Source organism: Malikia granosa, assembly GCF_002980595.1.
Lineage (GTDB): Bacteria > Pseudomonadota > Gammaproteobacteria > Burkholderiales > Burkholderiaceae_C > Malikia > Malikia granosa.
The window spans coordinates 22275-39339 of the sequence record NZ_PVLQ01000061.1; the positions used below are offsets into that span (position 1 = coordinate 22275).

Genomic DNA, 17065 nt, shown 5'->3' on the forward strand with positions numbered 1-17065 from the left:
CGTATCAGTACAAAATGCGGCGGAAGGGTGGATTGGCGCCCGATTTTTTAAGTTCGGCCTCTGGTCTGGTCGTAATTCCAGTGTCGGGCCGGTTCTTGATGCTTTCTCCCCAGCCTAGCAGCAGGAACAGCATGGGTTCGGTCTGAGATCCCATATAAACCGTTGCGAATGATATGAAAGCTGCTAGATAGATACCTGCGAAAGTAAACCCTATGGGAGGTTTGTCCGGTGGTGCTAGCAGCCCAAACTTGACTTGGGAAATTATCGCATAAATGAAGATAATTAGAAAAATGGCGGGTGCGAGTATTCCGTGTTGTAACGCCATCAAGAAAAAAGCATTGTCTATCGACTCCATGCCTCTGATCTTTGGCCGAGTCGTCAAGCCCCAGCCGGTCCACATCTTTTCATACATGAACTCCTTGTAGCGGTCGATCATCTCTTTCCGGTAGAGCATCGTTTGCGCTTCGCCACTGATGACTTGGCCTTCCTTGGGCGTGATGTAGGAATCCAAGGCCATCTTGCCCACACCGCTGCCCACCACCAGTGCCAATGCGAAGATTACCAACCATTTCTTGCGGTTCTTGAAGTTGCCCACAGCCGTCATCGCTGCACCAACGAAGCCGCCGATCCAAGGGCCGCGCGAGATGGTCATGATGGCCATCATAATCAGCAAGATTGAAATCTTGGCAGCCAGCGGAATTCGCATCCAGCGCGTTATCCGGTCCAGCCAGCCGAGCCAGCCGCGCTCGGGCTTGTCCCACGCACCCATCCAGGTCAACCACCGGTGCAGGCGATACACCACCACGATCATGACGCACGCGAGAATCGGGTGCTCGAAGGTCCCGGCAGTCCGTGCAACACCGTAACGGACCGAAAGTCCGCTGCCCGCACCAGGAAAGAAAACGCTGAACCATTTATAGATCGGACTGACCCAGAACTTCAACTCGTACACGAACATCGGGAAGAAGATCACGAACATCAGCACGAACATGCGCGCGATTGCAATATCCATCTGGCGTCGGTCGATCACGTAGCGGCCGATAAGGTAAGGACCAATCAGCGACGACAGCATGTAGAAGGCGTAATTCTGAGCGTCAGAGTAACCCCGGCTCAGGAAGTCAACGAACACCCGGAACACTACATAGATCGTCAGCAAGATTTCCATGCGGCCGAACTGCATGAGTGGCAACTTGTCCCGCAGCAGAACCACCAGGATCGGCAGGATGGCGGCCTGCATCAAGTTCGGGTCGGGCAGACCAGGGATGTTGACGAAAAAATTGAATGGAAAGGCCAGGAAGATCGGGATCCACACCAGCAGCACCGTCTGCGACAAGCCGCGTCGGGCAATCATGTGCAGCGACAGCAGGGTAGCAACGAAGACGATGTAACGTGTCATGGGACTGGTGGCGGGTCAGGTGGGGATTGTCCGGTTGTGGTGGCGACGGAACTGTGAACGAGTCGTGAAATCCTTGCATACAATGCAAGGCCATAAGTGCCGGTCGCTTCCTCGGCCCATAATCTGGCCTGTCATGAAAACCCATTGTCTACGTCTTGCCACGGTGCTCGCGGCCGCGGGCACCCTGTTGTTGGGTGCCTGTGCCAGCATATGGCCCGACAAGTCTCTGCCTGATGGCCGCTCACGGGCCGAGGCGCTCTCCTTCAAGCCAAGGGAGAAGGTCAGCGTTGACATGCCCAGCAAGGAGGATCTTGCCTTGCTGGAAGAATCAGCTGATCCAGTGTATCAACTGGGCAGCGGCGATCTGGTGCGGGTCGACGTGTTCGGTCGCCAGGATGTGAGCGGCAAGTTCATCATAGGCCCCGATGGCATGATCACCTTGCCCATGGTCGGCAATGTGTCACTGAACCACTTGACCCGGGAAGAAGCGCAAGCGGCACTGGATCGTCGCTTGCGCGAGTTCTATACCCAGCCGCATGTGACTCTGGGGATAGATGATTATGCCTCCAACGTGGTTACCGTGCTGGGCCGCGTGGCGGCTGCAGGACGTCAGCGTTTCCCCCACCCGCCGACCCTGGCCGAGGTACTGGCCAATGCCGGCGCCTTGCCCATCCTGGACAAGCAGGCGACTCTTACTCGTTGCGCCATCATCCGTGGCCGCGACAAGCTGATCTGGGTCGATCTGAAGGCCCTGCTCAACGGTGACCTGGCCTACAACCTCCGCATGAAGAAAGGGGATATCGTCTTCATCCCGGATTCCTCTGAAACGGCGGTGTATGTGCTGGGTGCCGTGCCCAGGCCTGGTTCCTACCGCCTGACGCCCAGCATGACCGTGCTCGATGTCCTGGCACAGGCTGGTGGTCCGACCCTGGATGCCGCGCCTGAGAAGATCGCCATCTACCGTGCGTCCAGTCGCCAGACCCAGATCTTCGACTTTGCCGAGCTCATCGGTCCCAACCGCACGGTCAACTATGCGTTGGAGGATGGCGACGTGCTCTACCTGCCCAACAGCGGCTTGGCCGACTTTGGTTATTTTGTGCGCCAGATCTCGCCGGCTATCGGAGTCCTGAGCTTCGGCATGGCGGTTGACACCTACATGAACCAGAACCGGTGACCTTGCACAGCACTGCGTCCACTGCAAAGTCGCTGCGTGCGCGCATGCTGCACTCTGGCGCCTGGTTGGTCGGCAGCAACCTGGGTTCACAAGTGTTGCGGCTGGCCAGCAATCTGATCCTCACGCGCCTCTTGCTGCCGCAGGACTTCGGCCTCATGGCTGCGGTCAATACCCTGTATTTTGCGCTGGTGATGTTCTCTGATCTGGGGATATGGCAAAGCGTGGTCAAGAGCCCCCATGGCGATGACGCCCGCTTTCTCGGCACCGCGTGGAGCATGCAAATGGCGCGCGCCAGCCTGCTGGCCTTGGGTGTGTTGGGCATGGTCCTGGGCTTGCTGCTCGGGCAGGGGCAGGGCGTATTTGCTGCCGATACGGTGTATGCCGACACCCGGCTACCCCTGATGATGTCCATGTTTGCCCTTTGCGCCCTGTTGCAAGGGGCGGAGTCGATCCGCCTGGCCACGGCGCAGCGTCAACTGCATGGCCGCATCATGGCAAGGCTGGAACTCTCCTCCCAGCTGGCGGCCTTGTTCGTGACACTTGGACTGGCTTGGTGGACGCATACGGTCTGGGCCCTGCTGGCGGGTACGCTCACTGGCAGTGCCATCCGCACGCTGCTGAGTCATCTGGTCGTGCCAGGCAAGCCGGTGCGTCCTTGCTGGGACCGTTCCCATGTGCGGGAACTGCTTGGTTTTGGCAAATGGATCTTCCTGTCATCGATAGTGGGGTTCCTGGCCGCACATGGGGAAAAGCTCATCCTGGGTGCTACCTTGGGCCTAGCCAGCTTCGGGGTATTCGCCATTGCGGGCAATCTGCTGGCGGCAGCGATGGGGGTCTACAGCACGGTCAACGGACGCGTGATCTTTCCCAGCCTGAGCCAGGCCTTGCGCGATGGCGACGAGACCCGCTTGGTGCGGGTCTATACCCGGGTACAGCAACTGGCTGACGGTTTCCTGGGCCTGATCACTGGCATGCTGCTGATGGCCGGTCAATGGGTGGTGTGGCTGCTTTACGACGCTCGCTACCACGAAGCGGGCTGGATGTTGCAGTGGCTCAGTTTGGGCCTGTTGGCCATGCGCCACCAGGTAGTCGAACAACTGATGTTTGCCCGTGGTATGCCCGCCTGGGTCACGGCCAATAACATCCTGCGTGCCCTGTTGCTGGCGACAGCCATTCCTGTTGGCTTCGCCTTGGCTGGTGAGCGTGGTGCCATCGCTGGCGTGGTGTTGAGTCAGTTTGCCAGCTGGCCACTGTCACTGTATTTCAAGTACCGCCATGGCTTGCTGTGGGGAACCGAACGGTGGTGGTTGCCTGCCCTTGTTGCGGGAATGGCCATTGGTGGCACGCTGCATCTTTTATTGAGCACTTGGCGTGGTTGATGTTGTAGTCAGTCGTTGTACGAATAGAAACTCTACATGCGCATCACTTTTCTGTTGCCCAACGACAGTTTGAACGGAGGTACGAGGGTAGTTGCCACTTACGCACGCCTGTTGCAAGCTCGTGGTCATCAGGTGCTGGTAGTGTGCAATGTGTTGCCCAAACCAGGGATTCGTGAGATTTTTCGCCTGCTGCGCCGGCGCAGTTGGAGTATCTTGCGCCAGCGCTATTTCCCGTTGCCTGGTCACATAAGTTTGTCGGGGATACCGATGCACCAACTGAAGCGGAACCGTCCGATTGGTGCGAGCGACCTGCCCGATGCCGACGTGGTGGTAGCCACTTGGTGGGAAACCGCGGTCTGGATGCATGACTTGCCAGCCAGCAAGGGCGCTCATGTCCATCTGGTGCAAGGCTATGAAATCTGGGGCGGGCCGGGGCAGCGCGACCGCGTGCATGCAGCCTTGCGCTTGCCGAACCGCAAGGTGACCATTTCGCGGGCCTTAAAGCAGGAAATCGAACAGGTACTGGGTGACCTCGACATGGCCGTGGTCACCAATGCCGTGGATCTTGAGCTGTTCGATGCCCCATGTCGATCGCGCCAGTCGCCGCCTACCGTGGGATTCATCTTTGCCCATTCCCCTATCAAGGGCATAGATCGGTACTTGCGAGCCATCACGTTGGCAAGGCAGCAGGTGCCCGATTTGCGGGTGCTGGCTTTTGGTCAGCAGCGGCCCAGCAAGGAGTTCCCATTGCCACCCGACACTGATTTCAATTTTCGGCCAGCCCAGTCGCTCATACCTGGCCTTTATGCACAATGCGACGCTTGGCTGTTTGCCTCGCGCATCGACAGCTTCGGCTTACCCATACTGGAAGCCATGGCCTGCCGGACGCCGGTCATCGGCGTGCCCATCGGTGCTGCGCCGGACCTGCTGCCCCAAGGTGGCGGTGTGCTGCTGAGCGCTACGACGGATGAGGAGGCCTTGTGTCAGGAGATGGCGGCAGCCATCGTCCGCCTGTGCCAGATGCCAGCCGAACAGTGGCAGGCCATGTCGGATGCTGCTTATGCGCAGTCCCGCCGCTACAGCTGGCAGGACGCTACCGTCTTGTTTGAAAGCCTGCTGCAGCAGGCGATAGAGGCCTGATCAGCGCACTTGGCGCCAGTACAGGCGCTTGATGGCCCGATATAACTTTGCCACCGGAGCGAGCCAACGGTGGCGATCCAGCACCGAAACAGCATGGAGGTTGGTGCGGGAAGGGCGTTGGTAGACCAAGTTGCGCGAGCAGTGGACTGCCCGCACGCCCGCATTGCGCTTCACGAAGGTGCTCAGGGCGCCGTCGAAATGCATCGGTCCGCCGTCTGGGTGGCCGGGTGGCCGCTGCAGCACTTGTTCCAGGAACGCTACCAATGCCGGCAGGGTCTGTCCGTTCACGGCATAGCAGTGCGCCAGTGGGCGGGGTTCCTGAATGGGTATCCAGCTCGGCTCCCCGGGCTGGTTGCCATAATCGTGGCCGAAATACGCGATATCCCAGTCCTGGGTTTGCAAGGAGCGGACGGCGAGCAAAGCCTGGCGGTCCATGTCGCGTGTGAAGGCAATGTCGTCTTCCAGTACCAGCACGCTGCGGCAACCTGCCTGCCAGGCTTCGCGCAAGACTCCCAAGTGGCTCAGGAAGCAGCCGCGCACCCCAGCATTTGGAAAGCCAGCCGCCTCTTGCGGAGCCAGTGCGTCGAAGAAACGCACGCGTGAGTCCGGGACAGTCCAGCCATAGCGCATGAACTCACGGATGGTTTCCGTTCTGCGGTCGCTTCGGCTGCGCAGATTGATGATGCGAACTTGGTCGAAAGCAGCTAGCCAGTCCGTTTTTTCTTGGGCGGCGGTTGTCTGATGCCTCATGGTGCTTCTATGGCTCGTTAGGATGGACACGTGTCGTCACGGGTTGTGCGAGACGCTAGTAATTTCTCAGAAACCAAGTGCTGCCAGCCAAGGAGAATCCAATTCCTAAAATTTCAAGGACTCTTTGGGCGCTGTATCCTGCTACCCTCATCTGCAGGATGAAATCGGTGTCGTGAAAAGAAACTGATCGCAAAAGAAACAGGCCTGCCAGCAGGCCTGTCGCGGCAATGGCTGGCTGGATGAATTGCTTGCCGGTATCGACGGCGCCGCTCAGTCTGCCTCCCAACAGCAGCAGCAGCAGACCAAGTCCAATCAGCACTTCATACTGCAGTGAGCGTCTGGTTCCGTACCAGCCTTGTTCTCTTGCGATTTCTCGCAACCATTCTATGGCGAAGCTTGAAAAGCCAATCATGGTGTCGGCTCCAATGAAGAGCAAGACGAGTGCATTGGCCAGCCAGAAGCGATGCAGCGCACGGTGGTCCGTGCTGGAGCGCGAACAAATGTAAGCCAGCAAGCCCGATCCGCCGTAGAGCAAGGCAAGAAGAAATTGTGGCCAGTCAAGAAGCTGGATGGTTTCCTGCCATTTCTCGAAAGCAGTGATAGCGCTGTTATCCATGAATGCTAGGCCTCAATGTTGTTCTGAATCCTGGTGTTGACCTTGCTCCAGATGCTGGTATTTTTCGCGCAGCTTGCTCACCCGGGCGCTGATGCCTTCCAGGTCTTCCAGGCGTTGCATGCAATCCCGTGCCAGTTGCCCCAGCGCCGCATCCCACTCCGAATGCTCAAGTTGTGCCAGCAGCGCCTGGGCCGCGTCGAACTGCGAATCGGCACTGGGTGCCATGTCCGCCAGTTCCAACAGCAACAGGCTGGCTTCTGCCCATTGACCCACCTGTTGGGCTTGCAGGGCTTGTTGTTGCAGTGTTTGTTGCAGCTTTTCTGCAGGGTCTTCGGGATCTTTTGACAAGCCGATGATCCTGGCCGTCGATCGACGTTTCTTGCTGTGGCGGGAGTTGTCGGCTTTTCTTTCCGCCCGCGTCGCAAGCCACTGTTTCCAGCGCTGCTTCCATGCGGCAGGACTTGCGAGGCGCAGCAAGCTCTCGCGCATCTTGCCGAGGGAGAACAAGGGTTTCTTGTTGCGCGATTTTTCGCTTCTTCGTATCGATTGCTCGGTGAGCCACATCTCCCATTGCAGCTTCCATTTGTCCAGGCTCATGAAGCTGGACAGCTTGCTGCGCGACAGCGTTTCAATGATCAGGCCTTCCATGTAGCCGCTGCCACGGAACAGGGGAACCTTGTTGACGAACAAGCCCACCGCTTCCGGATCAATTTTTTGCAACAGTCGCTTCGATCGACTGATTTCACCCCGATTCACGGCTTGGGCTTCCACCACCAGGAACACCTGGCCGATGGCTTCGATCAGCATTTCTGCGTCGGCGCTCATCAGCAGGGGCGGCAGGTCCACCAGCACATACTCGTACTGTTCGCTCCACGTCTTTAGCGCCTCGTGCAGCCGGTCGAGTCGCTGCAAGCCTCTGACCCGCTCGTTGCCGATCCCCACCACGCTCACCAGCACGTTGTTGTGGGTGTAAGGCTTGGGCAGTTCGATGGCATCAGCCTTGCCCGCCAAGTAGTCTGTCAGGCCCGGCCTTAAGTCGTCGAACAAGGCGCTGGGGGCGTAGGAATTGGCTTCCACCACCAGTACCGAGGAGCCCAGTTGTTGCAGGCAGGCCGCCGTGTCCAGGATGATCGTCGTCGAGCCCCCTTCGGTCTTGACGGGTGAGAAGGCGTACAGATTGCGCTGGTGCCTGGCCTTGAGCCGGATCAGCGCCGACACGAAACGTCGGGTCTGCTCCTCGGCATAGAGGTCGGTGGCCAGGTCCTCGCGCAGGATCTGCCAGCCGGCCGCCGGCATGCCCATGATCTTTTCGACTTCGCCCACACCGCGGATGCGGCGGTCGGCCATGTCGATTGCGACTGGCACAGCCAGCGCCAGGCCGAACGCTGCTGCAATGCAGAGCAGCAGCAGCTTGGTCTTGCCAACGCCCATGGGCAGGTCAGCGGGAAGCGCCGGTGTCACGAGCCGTACCCAGCCCAGTGCCTGGCTCTCGGTTTCCAGGTAATTCAGGCGGTCGCCGATCTGCTTGAGCCGGGATTCCCTTTCGTTGATGGCTTTCGTCAGCTGCATCGCCTGCTGGAAGGTCCGGGCGTATTCGGTGGCCTGGCCTTCCAGCTGCTGCAGGGAGCGGCCGATTTCCTCTTCCACCTGCTGTCGCTGGTTCACGGTACTCAGCAGCCGCAGGCCGAAGTTTTCCTTGGCCTTGCGGTCGAAGCTGTCCTCGCGCTCGCGCAGGCGATCGGTCAGCTTTTGCAGCTCGGCCAATGCCGGTTCGCGTGCCGGGTGTTTGTCGGCCAGGCCGGCTATGCTCTGGTTGAGTTCCTCTTGCCGCCTTGTCACCTCGGTCCTGAAGGCCGACAAGCCGAGATCCTGCAGCCTCATCTCCAACAAGGAGCGGCCGATGTCCGTCGGTACTTCGCCGCTTTTCACGAATGCCTGGTAGACCGCTTCGGCACGCACCCGCTCTTCCACCGCCGTGGCGTGCTTGGCACGCGCGTTGGCCAGCAGGTTGTCGTAGGGATTGTTGATATTGTCGGTGAAGGTCGTGAGTCCCAGCTTTTCTCCCAGCAGCACGCGCTCGCCCTGCATCTCGGTCACTTCCTCGCGCAGCTTGGTCGCTGTCTCCTGCAGCATGTTCAGCCGTTCGGCAGAGCCGTAGATCTGCTCGCTCTTGCTGGTTTCCAGGAAGGACGCCATCACGGCGTTGATCAATTCGTGCAGATAGGGCTTGACCTTCTCGTCCCCTTCGAGGCTGACACGAACCATGTAGGTGTCGGGAATCGGCTTGACGTTGATGGCTTTTTGCAGCCTCTCGATATAGCGCCGCTCCGTCAGGGCGGGAGGCTTGGTGTCTATGCCCCGTTCGCGCATCTTCTGCAAGGCGGCCAGCAGCACGTCGTAGCGCACCACTGTCTGCGACAGCTGATTCACATATTCGCGGTATTGCGAGTTTGATTGCAGTTCCAGTTCTGCATCGGTCTGAACGCTCTTCATGTAGCGTGGCGCGACATGGAACACGGCTTCCACCTGGTACGAGCTCTGGCCCTTGATGAAGACCAGGGGCAGGCTCAGCAGGATGACTAGCGCCCACACCACCATGCTGATGCGGCGGTGGTTCTTCAGGCTCTGCAGGAGATTGATGCTGACACCAGGCTGTGTCTGGACATCTATGGGGCTTGTATCGCTCATGGTCAGGTAGTGGCGCGGGTGTCTTGCCGGCACGAAAAATCAGGTCGCTGGTAGACCTGAATGAGACTTGTCAATTCGAAGTTCAACTCATCCAGCATATTCTGGACCGGCTGCAGTGGGTACTTGGTCAGACTGGCTTCGAGCCACTGGCAGCGTTGCAGCAGGCGGTTGGCCCCCACGGTCGCGGCGCAGCCCTTGAGTGCATGGATCATGTCCAGTGTCGCCTTCGACTGCCCCTGGGCCAGCAGGTCAGCCATGGTTTCCGCGTCGCTTGCGTGCTGAACCAGCAGCTGTTCCAGCGCCCGTTCCAGCGCGCCGGCACATCCGAGGAAGCGGGGCAGGGCATTGTCAACGTCGATTCCGGCCTCTTGCCAGGCTTGCAGGCGGTCTGCTCCGACAGTCCCATCGATGGCCGTGGTCTGGTGCTGCGTTGGCTCGGCCCTGCGTGGCCGCAGCCAGCGCGTCAGCGTGCCCCACAACTGGTCCGGGTCGATAGGCTTGGACAGGAAATCATTCATGCCAGCGGCCAGGCATCGAGTCTGCTCGATGTCAAGCGCGCCGGCTGACAAGGCCACTACCGGCACAGTCCAGCCGCTGGCACGCAAAGCGCGGGTGGCAGCCAGTCCGTCCATGACCGGCATGTGCACATCCATCAACACCAGTTCGGGCGTAGGGAGGGTTGCATCGAGCCAATCGAGCAGCTCCTGGCCGTCCCTGGCCAGCAGTACCTCGATGCCAGCCCGCTCCAGCAGACCGACGATGACGTCGCGGTTGATCGGCATGTCCTCTGCCACGGCGACCCGCGCCCCACGAAATTCTCCGGGAACTTCCCCGTTCTGGCTGTCGCTGGCTGCCGATGGACGGTCTGCCAAGGCGTCCAGCAGACTCATCGGGGTCAGAGGGCGAGTGATGATCCTCAGCCTGGGCGATGGTGGCGTGCGCTGGCGCAATTGGGCCGCCTCCAGGGCATCGGCAAGCAGCAGGGTCGGCTCCTCGGCAGCCAAGGCTTCGGGCCAGTTCGATGCTGCCGATCCGGCCAGATCCACGATGCGGGCGCGCATCGTCGTCGCAGGCAGGTCCCCGAGGCTGATGTCCAGGGCTTCAGCCCCTACGGCATGCAGCATTTGCTGCAAGGCCCGTCGGGTCAGGGGCCGGTCTGCGTTGATGCCCACCACGCCCAGAGCTGGCTTGGGCATCGGGGCTGTCGTCGAGAAGCCTTGCAAGGGCAGACGTAGCGTGAAGCAGCTGCCCACGCCTATCCTGCTGCAGGCTTGCAGCTCGCCGTTCATGCCGTGCGCCAGTTGACGTGCAATCGCGAGGCCAAGTCCCGTGCCGCCAAAGCGGCGCGTGGTATGGCTGTCGGCCTGAGTGAAGGGTTGGAACAGCCGGGTCAGCGTGGCATCGTCCAGCCCTGGACCGGTATCTTTTACGGCAAGCTGCAAGACCCGCCTCCCTTGGTCCTCTGCCCAGCCGATTTCAAGCGCCACTCCGCCTTTGGCGGTGAATTTCACGGCATTCCCAAGCAGATTGGTCAAAATCTGCTGCAAGCGCAGGCGGTCGCCCACCAGCCAGCGCGGCACATCGGGGTCGAGCAGGAAAGCGATTTCCAGCGGCTTGCCCAGTGCCAGGTGGGAAACGATGGCAGCCAGTTCGTCCAGCAGTTCCCATAGGTCGAACGGCGCCCATTCATAAGCCATCTTGCCCGACTCGATGCGTGCGGCATCCAGCAGGTCGTTGAGCGTGCGCAGCAGGGTCTGGCCGGAACGGGCAATCTTGTCCAGCCGCTGCCTTGTTTGTGCTGGCAACTCGTCCATCAGGCACAGCTGCGTCAGTCCCAGGATGCCATTGAGCGGCGTGCGCAGTTCGTGGCTCACATTGGCTAGCAGGGCACTCTTGGCCTGGTTGGCCTCTTCTGCTGCTGCGCGTGCCGCTTCCCGGGCGGCAGCCTGTTCGCGTTGCAGCGTGACATCCTCGAAAAAGTGGATGTAGAGCTGTTCCTCGGCTTGCACCGATGACAACTCCAGCCACTGGACGGCATCACTGGCCGAGGGCAGGCGCAGGACCGAGTGGCATACCCCCTGTTCCTGCAGCAGCCGGAAATGCGGCTCGACATCGGCGCTGCCGCCGGTCTGCAGCAAGCGGTCCAGTGCCTGGGCCTGCAACTCCTTCCGCGAGCGGCGCAGAATGTTCAGCCCAGCCCGGTTGCAGCGCTGCACCAGCCACTGGTGGTCGGTTTCCAGGATGCCACTGAGCGCATAGTCGAAATGCAGGCGCGCCGTTCGCTCAAGAGCCGCCGTGGACGGCTTCGCTTCACGCGCGTCAAGCGGCGCTGGCATGCGTGGTGTTGGCGAAGCATTTGAACATGCGTATCGCAGCCAGTCCCGGCATCGGGTCGTTGTACTCCACCCAGTCCACGGCATTTTCTATGATGTAGAGGCCGAAGCCGCCAAAGCTGTTGCCACTGAAATCCGGGTTGGGAGGCTTGTTGGGCACGAAAGTGTGGCCTTCGTGGATCAGCTCGACCGAGACGCCTTGCTCGCTACGCTTGAGCACGGCGGTCAGCGGGGCCTTCTTCAGTTTTTCCGGTGTGTGCCGGACGATGTTGGTGGCAGCCTCGAAGGCTGCCAGTACCAGCATCTGGGTGTCCTCCTCGGGCATGTTGTCGCACATGGCTTCAATGCTGCAGCGCAGCGGCGTGAGTTTGTTCAGTTCTCGTGGCAGGTCGAGATGCTGCTCGGCGCATACCGCACCCTGGTCGAAGCAGGTTTGCTCGTCGGCCGGGGTGAATTTCAGCGCCACCACGGTGCTGTCGTCGCGTGTCACGCTGAAGTCGGTGTGGTCATGCACCACGCTGCGCAGGGAGTTGACCACCATGGTCGGATAGGCGGCCTTGGCGATGCCTGTCTTCAGCAGTGTCTTGATGCGTTCCATGCCGAATTGCTCGCCCTGCTGGTTGACCGATTCCGACAAGCCATCCGAAAACAGCAGCAGCGTGTCACCTTCGTGCATCGGCGTATGGTGTTCGACGTACTGCTCGTCAGGCAGCACGCCCATCGGCAGGTTTTCTCCCAGCAGCTCCAGCACGTCGCCGGTGTCCGTGCGCGCCAGCAGGGTAGGCGTGTGCCCGGCATTGACCCAAGTGATGCAGTTGTTCTGCCGGTTCGCGCGCAACAGGGTCAGCGTGACGAAGCTCCCCAGATGCTGCAGTTCTTGCATCAGATCGGCATGCATGGTGTTTGCAATCGCCTGCACTGACGGAGGAACACCCGTGAACTGCTGGTTGGTCATCAGCTTGACGAGAGCCTGGTCGTAAGCGCTCTTCACTCCGGCGGCAATCAGGGCGGCGGCGATCCCCTTGCCCATCACGTCGCCGGTCAGCAGATCCACCGTGTGGTCGTCAAAGCGCTGGAAGTGGTAGAAGTCACCGGCGATGCCTTCCGAGCCTTCGCTGTGGCAGGCCAGTGAAATCCCGCGCAGATTCTGCGGCGGCAGACCAAACAGCAGGTGGTTCTGGATGTCGGCAGCGATCTGCATCTGGTTCTGTTGTGCTTCGATCAGCTGCTGCTTGGCCAGAATGCGGTCCGTGATGTTGGTGCGGATTGCCAGGAAGCTGACCGGATTGCCTTCCTTGTCCAGCCAGGGAACGATGGTGCTGGAGACCCAGTAAACATGACCATCCTTGGCGCGGTTGGCAATTTCACCCGTCCAGGTCTTCCCGCTGTAAATTGTGTTCAGCATCTCGGCATAGAACTCGTCCGGATGCAGGCCCGACTTGATGATCCGGTGGTTCTGTCCCAGCAGTTCTTCTTCCGTGTAGCCCGATGTCGCGCAGAACTTGCTGTTGACGTAGGTGATGATGCCTTCCCGGTTGGAGATGCTGACCAGGGCGTGCTCGTCCAGTGCGTGCTTTTGCAAGGTCAGCTCCTGCAGCAGGCTTTCGCGGGCTTCTTCGGCGACACGCTTTTGCTGTCGCAGCTGCAGCTGACTCGAAATGTCGCGCAGACCCAGCAGATGAAAGGAGCGGCCGTCCTGGTCGGTGAAGGGGCGCACCGAGGCGGCCATCGACAGCACCGTGCCGTCCTTGGCGTTGAGACAGCAATCGAACAGGAACTGGTTGGTCAATACCTTCTCCGAAGGTATGGCATGGCCGTCCAGCGTGGTCAGACCCAGCGAGCACAAGGACAGCCCTATCAGCGTTCCAAACATCGGCGACAGCAGCGCCTGCCCGTACTGGTTGGCCTTGACGATCGACTGTCTGTGGTCGATCACCAACTTCACCTCGTTCGGATTGTCAAAGATCGCTTCCAGCATGCTGCTGTTCTGCGCCAGCTGTTCCAGCGACTCACGCAGCTGGCGCTGGTAGAGCTCGCTCTCGCGCCGCAAATGCTCGCGTTCCAGCGCATTGAGCACCCGGACTTTCAGGATGTCGGCATTGATCGGCTTGTGCAAGAAGTCCACGGCACCCAGGGCCAAGCCACGGATATGCGATTCGTGGTCTGTCATGGCGGTGACGAAGATGATCGGAATGTCGCGGGTGTCAGGGTCTGCTTGCAGGCGCTCGGCAACCTCGAAACCATCCATGCCCGGCATCATCACGTCGAGCAACAGCAGCTGTGGCCGGTGTTGCCGGGTCAGCGCGATGGCATCGGGACCGTTGCCCGCTTCCAGTACCTGGACACTCTTTTTCAATACCGACGAGGCGATCAGGCGGATGGTCGGGGTGTCATCAACGATCAGGACCGTCATGTCGTTCAGGGCCATACGGTCGAGCGGAGCGGGCGCGATAGCGGTCATTGCATTGGGCCTTACGCTTGGGCCAGGGCCTCTTCGAGCGTGTTGTAGATGGCAAAGATACGGTGCATGCGCACCAGCTCGAACAGCGCGCGCACCGGCTTGTTCATACCGATCAGCATCAACTGGCTTTGCTTGTTGTTCATGCTGCGCAGGCAGGACAGCAGCGCACCCAGGCCCGAGCTGTCCACGAACTTCAGTGCCTGCATGTCGACCACTGCCAGTTCGTGGGCATCCAGCAAGGGCTGGATCAGCTTCTTGAATTCCGGTGCGTTGCCGGCATCGAGATGCTCGGATTCGATGGCGATCAGGATACCGGCTTTGTTCGTCAAGGATTGGGTTTTGAGTTGCATGGTCTTCGTCACCGGGGAGTAAGGTTGAAGGGATGACTGGTATGGGGGGTGACCAGTTCCTGAACCAGTCGCTTCAGGTAGCGGCCCAGCAGGCGCAGGCGCAGGCGTAGCGAATCATCTGTCACGGTCAGCACATCCTGGGAATAGGGGTCTTCTGTCATGTCGCGGGCATTACGGACTAGGGCGGGGTGGAGCAGACCACAGCGGTGCTGCTCGTACAAGCCGCGCCAGTATGCCGGCAATCGGGCCACATGGTCGGCGTCGCGCAGTTCGGGACCGCACAATACCAGTTGTCCGCGCGACACCGCTGACAGTCCCGGGTAGAAGGTGTGCACGAAATGCCTGGCCAAGGCGCGAGCTTCGCCGGCATGCACGGCATTCAGCGTGTTGGCCAGATGCAAGGTCTGGGTTTGCCCATGGCCGCCACCGGGATGCAGCAGGCGCATGCGTTCGACCGGGGCTTCTTGTCGGCTCGAGCGCAGGACCCGGCAGGCCCAGAACCGCAGCGGCAGCAAGGCGGCTTTCAGCAGCCATAGCAGCAGACGCAGCGGCAGGGCAGGGCGGGTGGCATTGTGCGTCACCTGTACCGAGGTCAGCAGCAGCGGGCACAGCTCATCGAGGACCACGTCCTGGTCCACGCTTGCCAGTCGGCCTGGTGCGGCCACGCAATGGTGCAGGTTCAGCTCCATGCCCACATAGGTGTCAGGCACGACCACGCTGTCTTGTACCGCCGCACCCTGGTCCACCACCGCACCGTCTTCCAGCACGGCATAGGGGCCCAGCTGTACCCCGGCGCCCACATGCACCAGATGCCCGACCCAGACCGGACCTTGCAACACAGCGGAAGGATGGATGACCGCGCCGCGACCAACCCGGATGTTGTCCTGGACTCCACCGGGGTTGGCATCCAGGCAGGTCCGGGCGCTGCGCAGGAAGTCGGCGTCAGATTCGCAGGACAGCGGCCGCGCCACCTGCCGCCACTGGACGGCAGTAGAGGCGGCCAGCCGGGTTTCGAAGTCCTGCCGGTTGCAGCAGCCTTGCAGCGCCTTGAGCCAGCCGCCGCTGAAGCAGCCCAGCCCCGCCCAATGACGATTGCTGGCGCTGTCCCAGTAGCCGGCCGTGTCACCACGGACATCGATCGGTGTGGCCGGCACTCGGTCGTCACATGCCAGCCAGTACAGCGAGGTTTCGTTCAGGTGCAGACGGCGCAGGTTGGTCGGCAGGTCCTCATCCAGCAGCTGGTAGTGATAATGCAGTTGCACGCCCCAGCGCTGGCCGTCACCCAGCAACTCCCGCACGGGTGCGGGATTGTCACCCAGGAACACATGTACCTGTTTGCAGCCCAAGCGGACCAAGTTCTCCACACTGCGTTGCAGCAGTGGCTTGCCAAGCAGGGGTATGAGGGGTGAGCACAGCTTGCGCCCGCTGGAGACTGGGGGCGCCTCAGCCCATTCAGTCAGCAAGATGGCTGTTTCCATCTGCATCACTTTCACGATTTACCTCGGATGTTGCCGCGCAACCGGTCGCCTATCACACGCATCATAAAAACCCAGTTTCCCACCAGGTAACGACGTGCCAAGCGGCGCGGTTCCTGCAGCAAGCGGAACAGCCACTCCAGCCCGCTGCGACGCATCCACAAAGGAGCACGAGCTATGTTACCAGCATAGTAATCAAACAGGCCTCCCACGCCGACCACCACCGTGGTGCCTGTGGCAGCGGCATGTGCCTGTATCCAGCGCTCCTGGCGAGGAGCCCCCACCCCCACCAGCAGCGCATCGGCTTGTGTCAGCCGGATCTTGCGCATGGTGATCGCGGCCGGTACGGACCGGGGCGCCATGTCAATAGGCCCCCCGTCCGGTGATGACAGCCGGGATGGTCTTGAGCAGCAGGCGCAGATCCGCCACCACGCTTTGTTCTTCGATATAGCGCACATCCATCTGGCATTGTTCGTCAAACGGAATTTCCGAGCGTCCCGATACCTGCCAGATGCAGGTCAGGCCAGGCGTCACATCCAGCCGACGCCGATTTTCCAGCGTGTAGCGCTCCACTTCGCTCACCAGGGCCGGACGTGGCCCGACCAGTGACATCTCGCCCTTGATCACGCACCACAACTGAGGCAGCTCGTCGATGCTGGTCTTGCGGATGAAGTGCCCGATCCAGGTGATGCGGGGGTCGCTCTTCATCTTGAACGTGATGCCCTGGTCGCCATGCTGGTTCTCCGCCAGCAATTTGGCCCGTACCTCTTCCGCATTCACCACCATGGAGCGGAACTTGGGGAAACGGAACGGCTTGCCCCATTTGCCGACCCGGATCTGCCAGAACAGCATCGGTCCGCCATCGGTCAGCTTGATGAGCAGCCCAATCACCAGCAGAAAAGGCGAGGCCAGCAAGAGCACGCTGCTGGCTACCAGCAGATCGATCAGTCGCTTCACCAGGCCCCCTGCGCTCCGCGACAAGCGCAATAGCAAGAAACGGGTATGCAGCCAAGCCAGTTTGCGGGGCGATACGTCCAGCCTTTGCTGCAGCGCGCGCAAGGCCTGATCGTTCAGCGGGTGCTTGTGACCGTTGTCGGAGGTGGGGCTAGCCTTCATGTTGCTGTCATTTGGGTATAGGACGTGATTAAAACAAGCCTGACCTTCGCGCTTATGTCAGTAATGATAATTCCTCGCAAACGGATGCTTATCGCATCGCTTTGTGAACGGATTGTGAAATCTGCGAACCCGTGAAGTGGCTGAGATGTAATCGTTGAAAATGCGTGTTACTAAGTTTTCTGAAAGA

The 17065-nt window shown here is 60.4% G+C and carries 13 protein-coding genes; 3 read left to right on the forward strand and 10 right to left on the reverse strand.

What is annotated here, in order from left to right; genetic code table 11:
* Window positions 1-4 precede the first annotated feature (4 nt).
* Window positions 5-1396 (reverse strand): O-antigen ligase family protein, encoded by a 1392-nt coding sequence (locus C6P64_RS13615; RefSeq protein WP_105749102.1) that lies wholly within the window; start codon window positions 1394-1396, stop codon window positions 5-7.
* Window positions 1397-1529: 133 nt separating this feature from the next.
* Between C6P64_RS13615 and C6P64_RS13620 the strand changes: the two genes are divergently transcribed.
* From C6P64_RS13620 to C6P64_RS13630, 3 genes are read left to right on the forward strand one after another with little or no spacing between them, the layout of a single operon-like run.
* Complete coding sequence (locus C6P64_RS13620) at window positions 1530-2570, forward strand: SLBB domain-containing protein (protein ID WP_170073109.1); 1041 nt, start codon at window positions 1530-1532, stop codon at window positions 2568-2570.
* The gene (locus C6P64_RS13625; protein WP_146115931.1) at window positions 2567-3949 is read left to right on the forward strand and encodes an oligosaccharide flippase family protein; all 1383 of its coding nucleotides are present in this window, start codon (window positions 2567-2569) and stop codon (window positions 3947-3949) included. The genes C6P64_RS13620 and C6P64_RS13625 overlap by 4 nt, the downstream gene beginning before the upstream one ends.
* Window positions 3950-3985: 36 nt before the next feature.
* Entirely contained in the window at window positions 3986-5089 is a 1104-nt protein-coding gene (locus C6P64_RS13630; RefSeq protein ID WP_105749105.1) for a glycosyltransferase family 4 protein, read from the forward strand.
* On the opposite strand, the gene C6P64_RS18010 is transcribed toward C6P64_RS13630, so the two are convergent.
* Genes C6P64_RS18010 through C6P64_RS13680 form a run of 9 tightly spaced genes read right to left on the reverse strand, consistent with a single transcriptional unit; the run spans window position 5090 to window position 16878 of the window.
* Entirely contained in the window at window positions 5090-5839 is a 750-nt protein-coding gene (locus C6P64_RS18010; protein WP_146115932.1) for a glycosyltransferase family 25 protein, read from the reverse strand.
* Between the two features lie 55 nt (window positions 5840-5894).
* A complete protein-coding gene (locus tag C6P64_RS13645) occupies window positions 5895-6455 on the reverse strand; it encodes a hypothetical protein (protein WP_105749108.1) in 561 nt (186 codons plus the stop codon).
* Between the two features lie 12 nt (window positions 6456-6467).
* Window positions 6468-9143 (reverse strand): GumC family protein, encoded by a 2676-nt coding sequence (locus tag C6P64_RS13650; protein WP_105749109.1) that lies wholly within the window; start codon window positions 9141-9143, stop codon window positions 6468-6470.
* A gap of 2 nt (window positions 9144-9145) precedes the next feature.
* Window positions 9146-11479 (reverse strand): ATP-binding protein, encoded by a 2334-nt coding sequence (locus C6P64_RS13655; protein WP_170073110.1) that lies wholly within the window; start codon window positions 11477-11479, stop codon window positions 9146-9148.
* Window positions 11463-13937 (reverse strand): SpoIIE family protein phosphatase, encoded by a 2475-nt coding sequence (locus C6P64_RS13660; protein ID WP_105749111.1) that lies wholly within the window; start codon window positions 13935-13937, stop codon window positions 11463-11465. Before C6P64_RS13660 ends, C6P64_RS13655 begins: the two co-directional genes overlap by 17 nt.
* A gap of 11 nt (window positions 13938-13948) precedes the next feature.
* Window positions 13949-14287 (reverse strand): STAS domain-containing protein, encoded by a 339-nt coding sequence (locus C6P64_RS13665; protein ID WP_105749115.1) that lies wholly within the window; start codon window positions 14285-14287, stop codon window positions 13949-13951.
* Between the two features lie 8 nt (window positions 14288-14295).
* The gene (locus C6P64_RS13670) at window positions 14296-15780 is read right to left on the reverse strand and encodes a sugar phosphate nucleotidyltransferase (protein ID WP_146115933.1); all 1485 of its coding nucleotides are present in this window, start codon (window positions 15778-15780) and stop codon (window positions 14296-14298) included.
* On the reverse strand, window positions 15777-16091 hold the full coding sequence (locus C6P64_RS13675; RefSeq protein WP_245911738.1) for a WecB/TagA/CpsF family glycosyltransferase: 315 nt from the start codon (window positions 16089-16091) through the stop codon (window positions 15777-15779). Before C6P64_RS13675 ends, C6P64_RS13670 begins: the two co-directional genes overlap by 4 nt.
* 34 nt (window positions 16092-16125) lie before the next feature.
* Complete coding sequence (locus C6P64_RS13680) at window positions 16126-16878, reverse strand: sugar transferase (protein ID WP_105749114.1); 753 nt, start codon at window positions 16876-16878, stop codon at window positions 16126-16128.
* Between the last annotated feature and the right edge of the window lie 187 nt (window positions 16879-17065).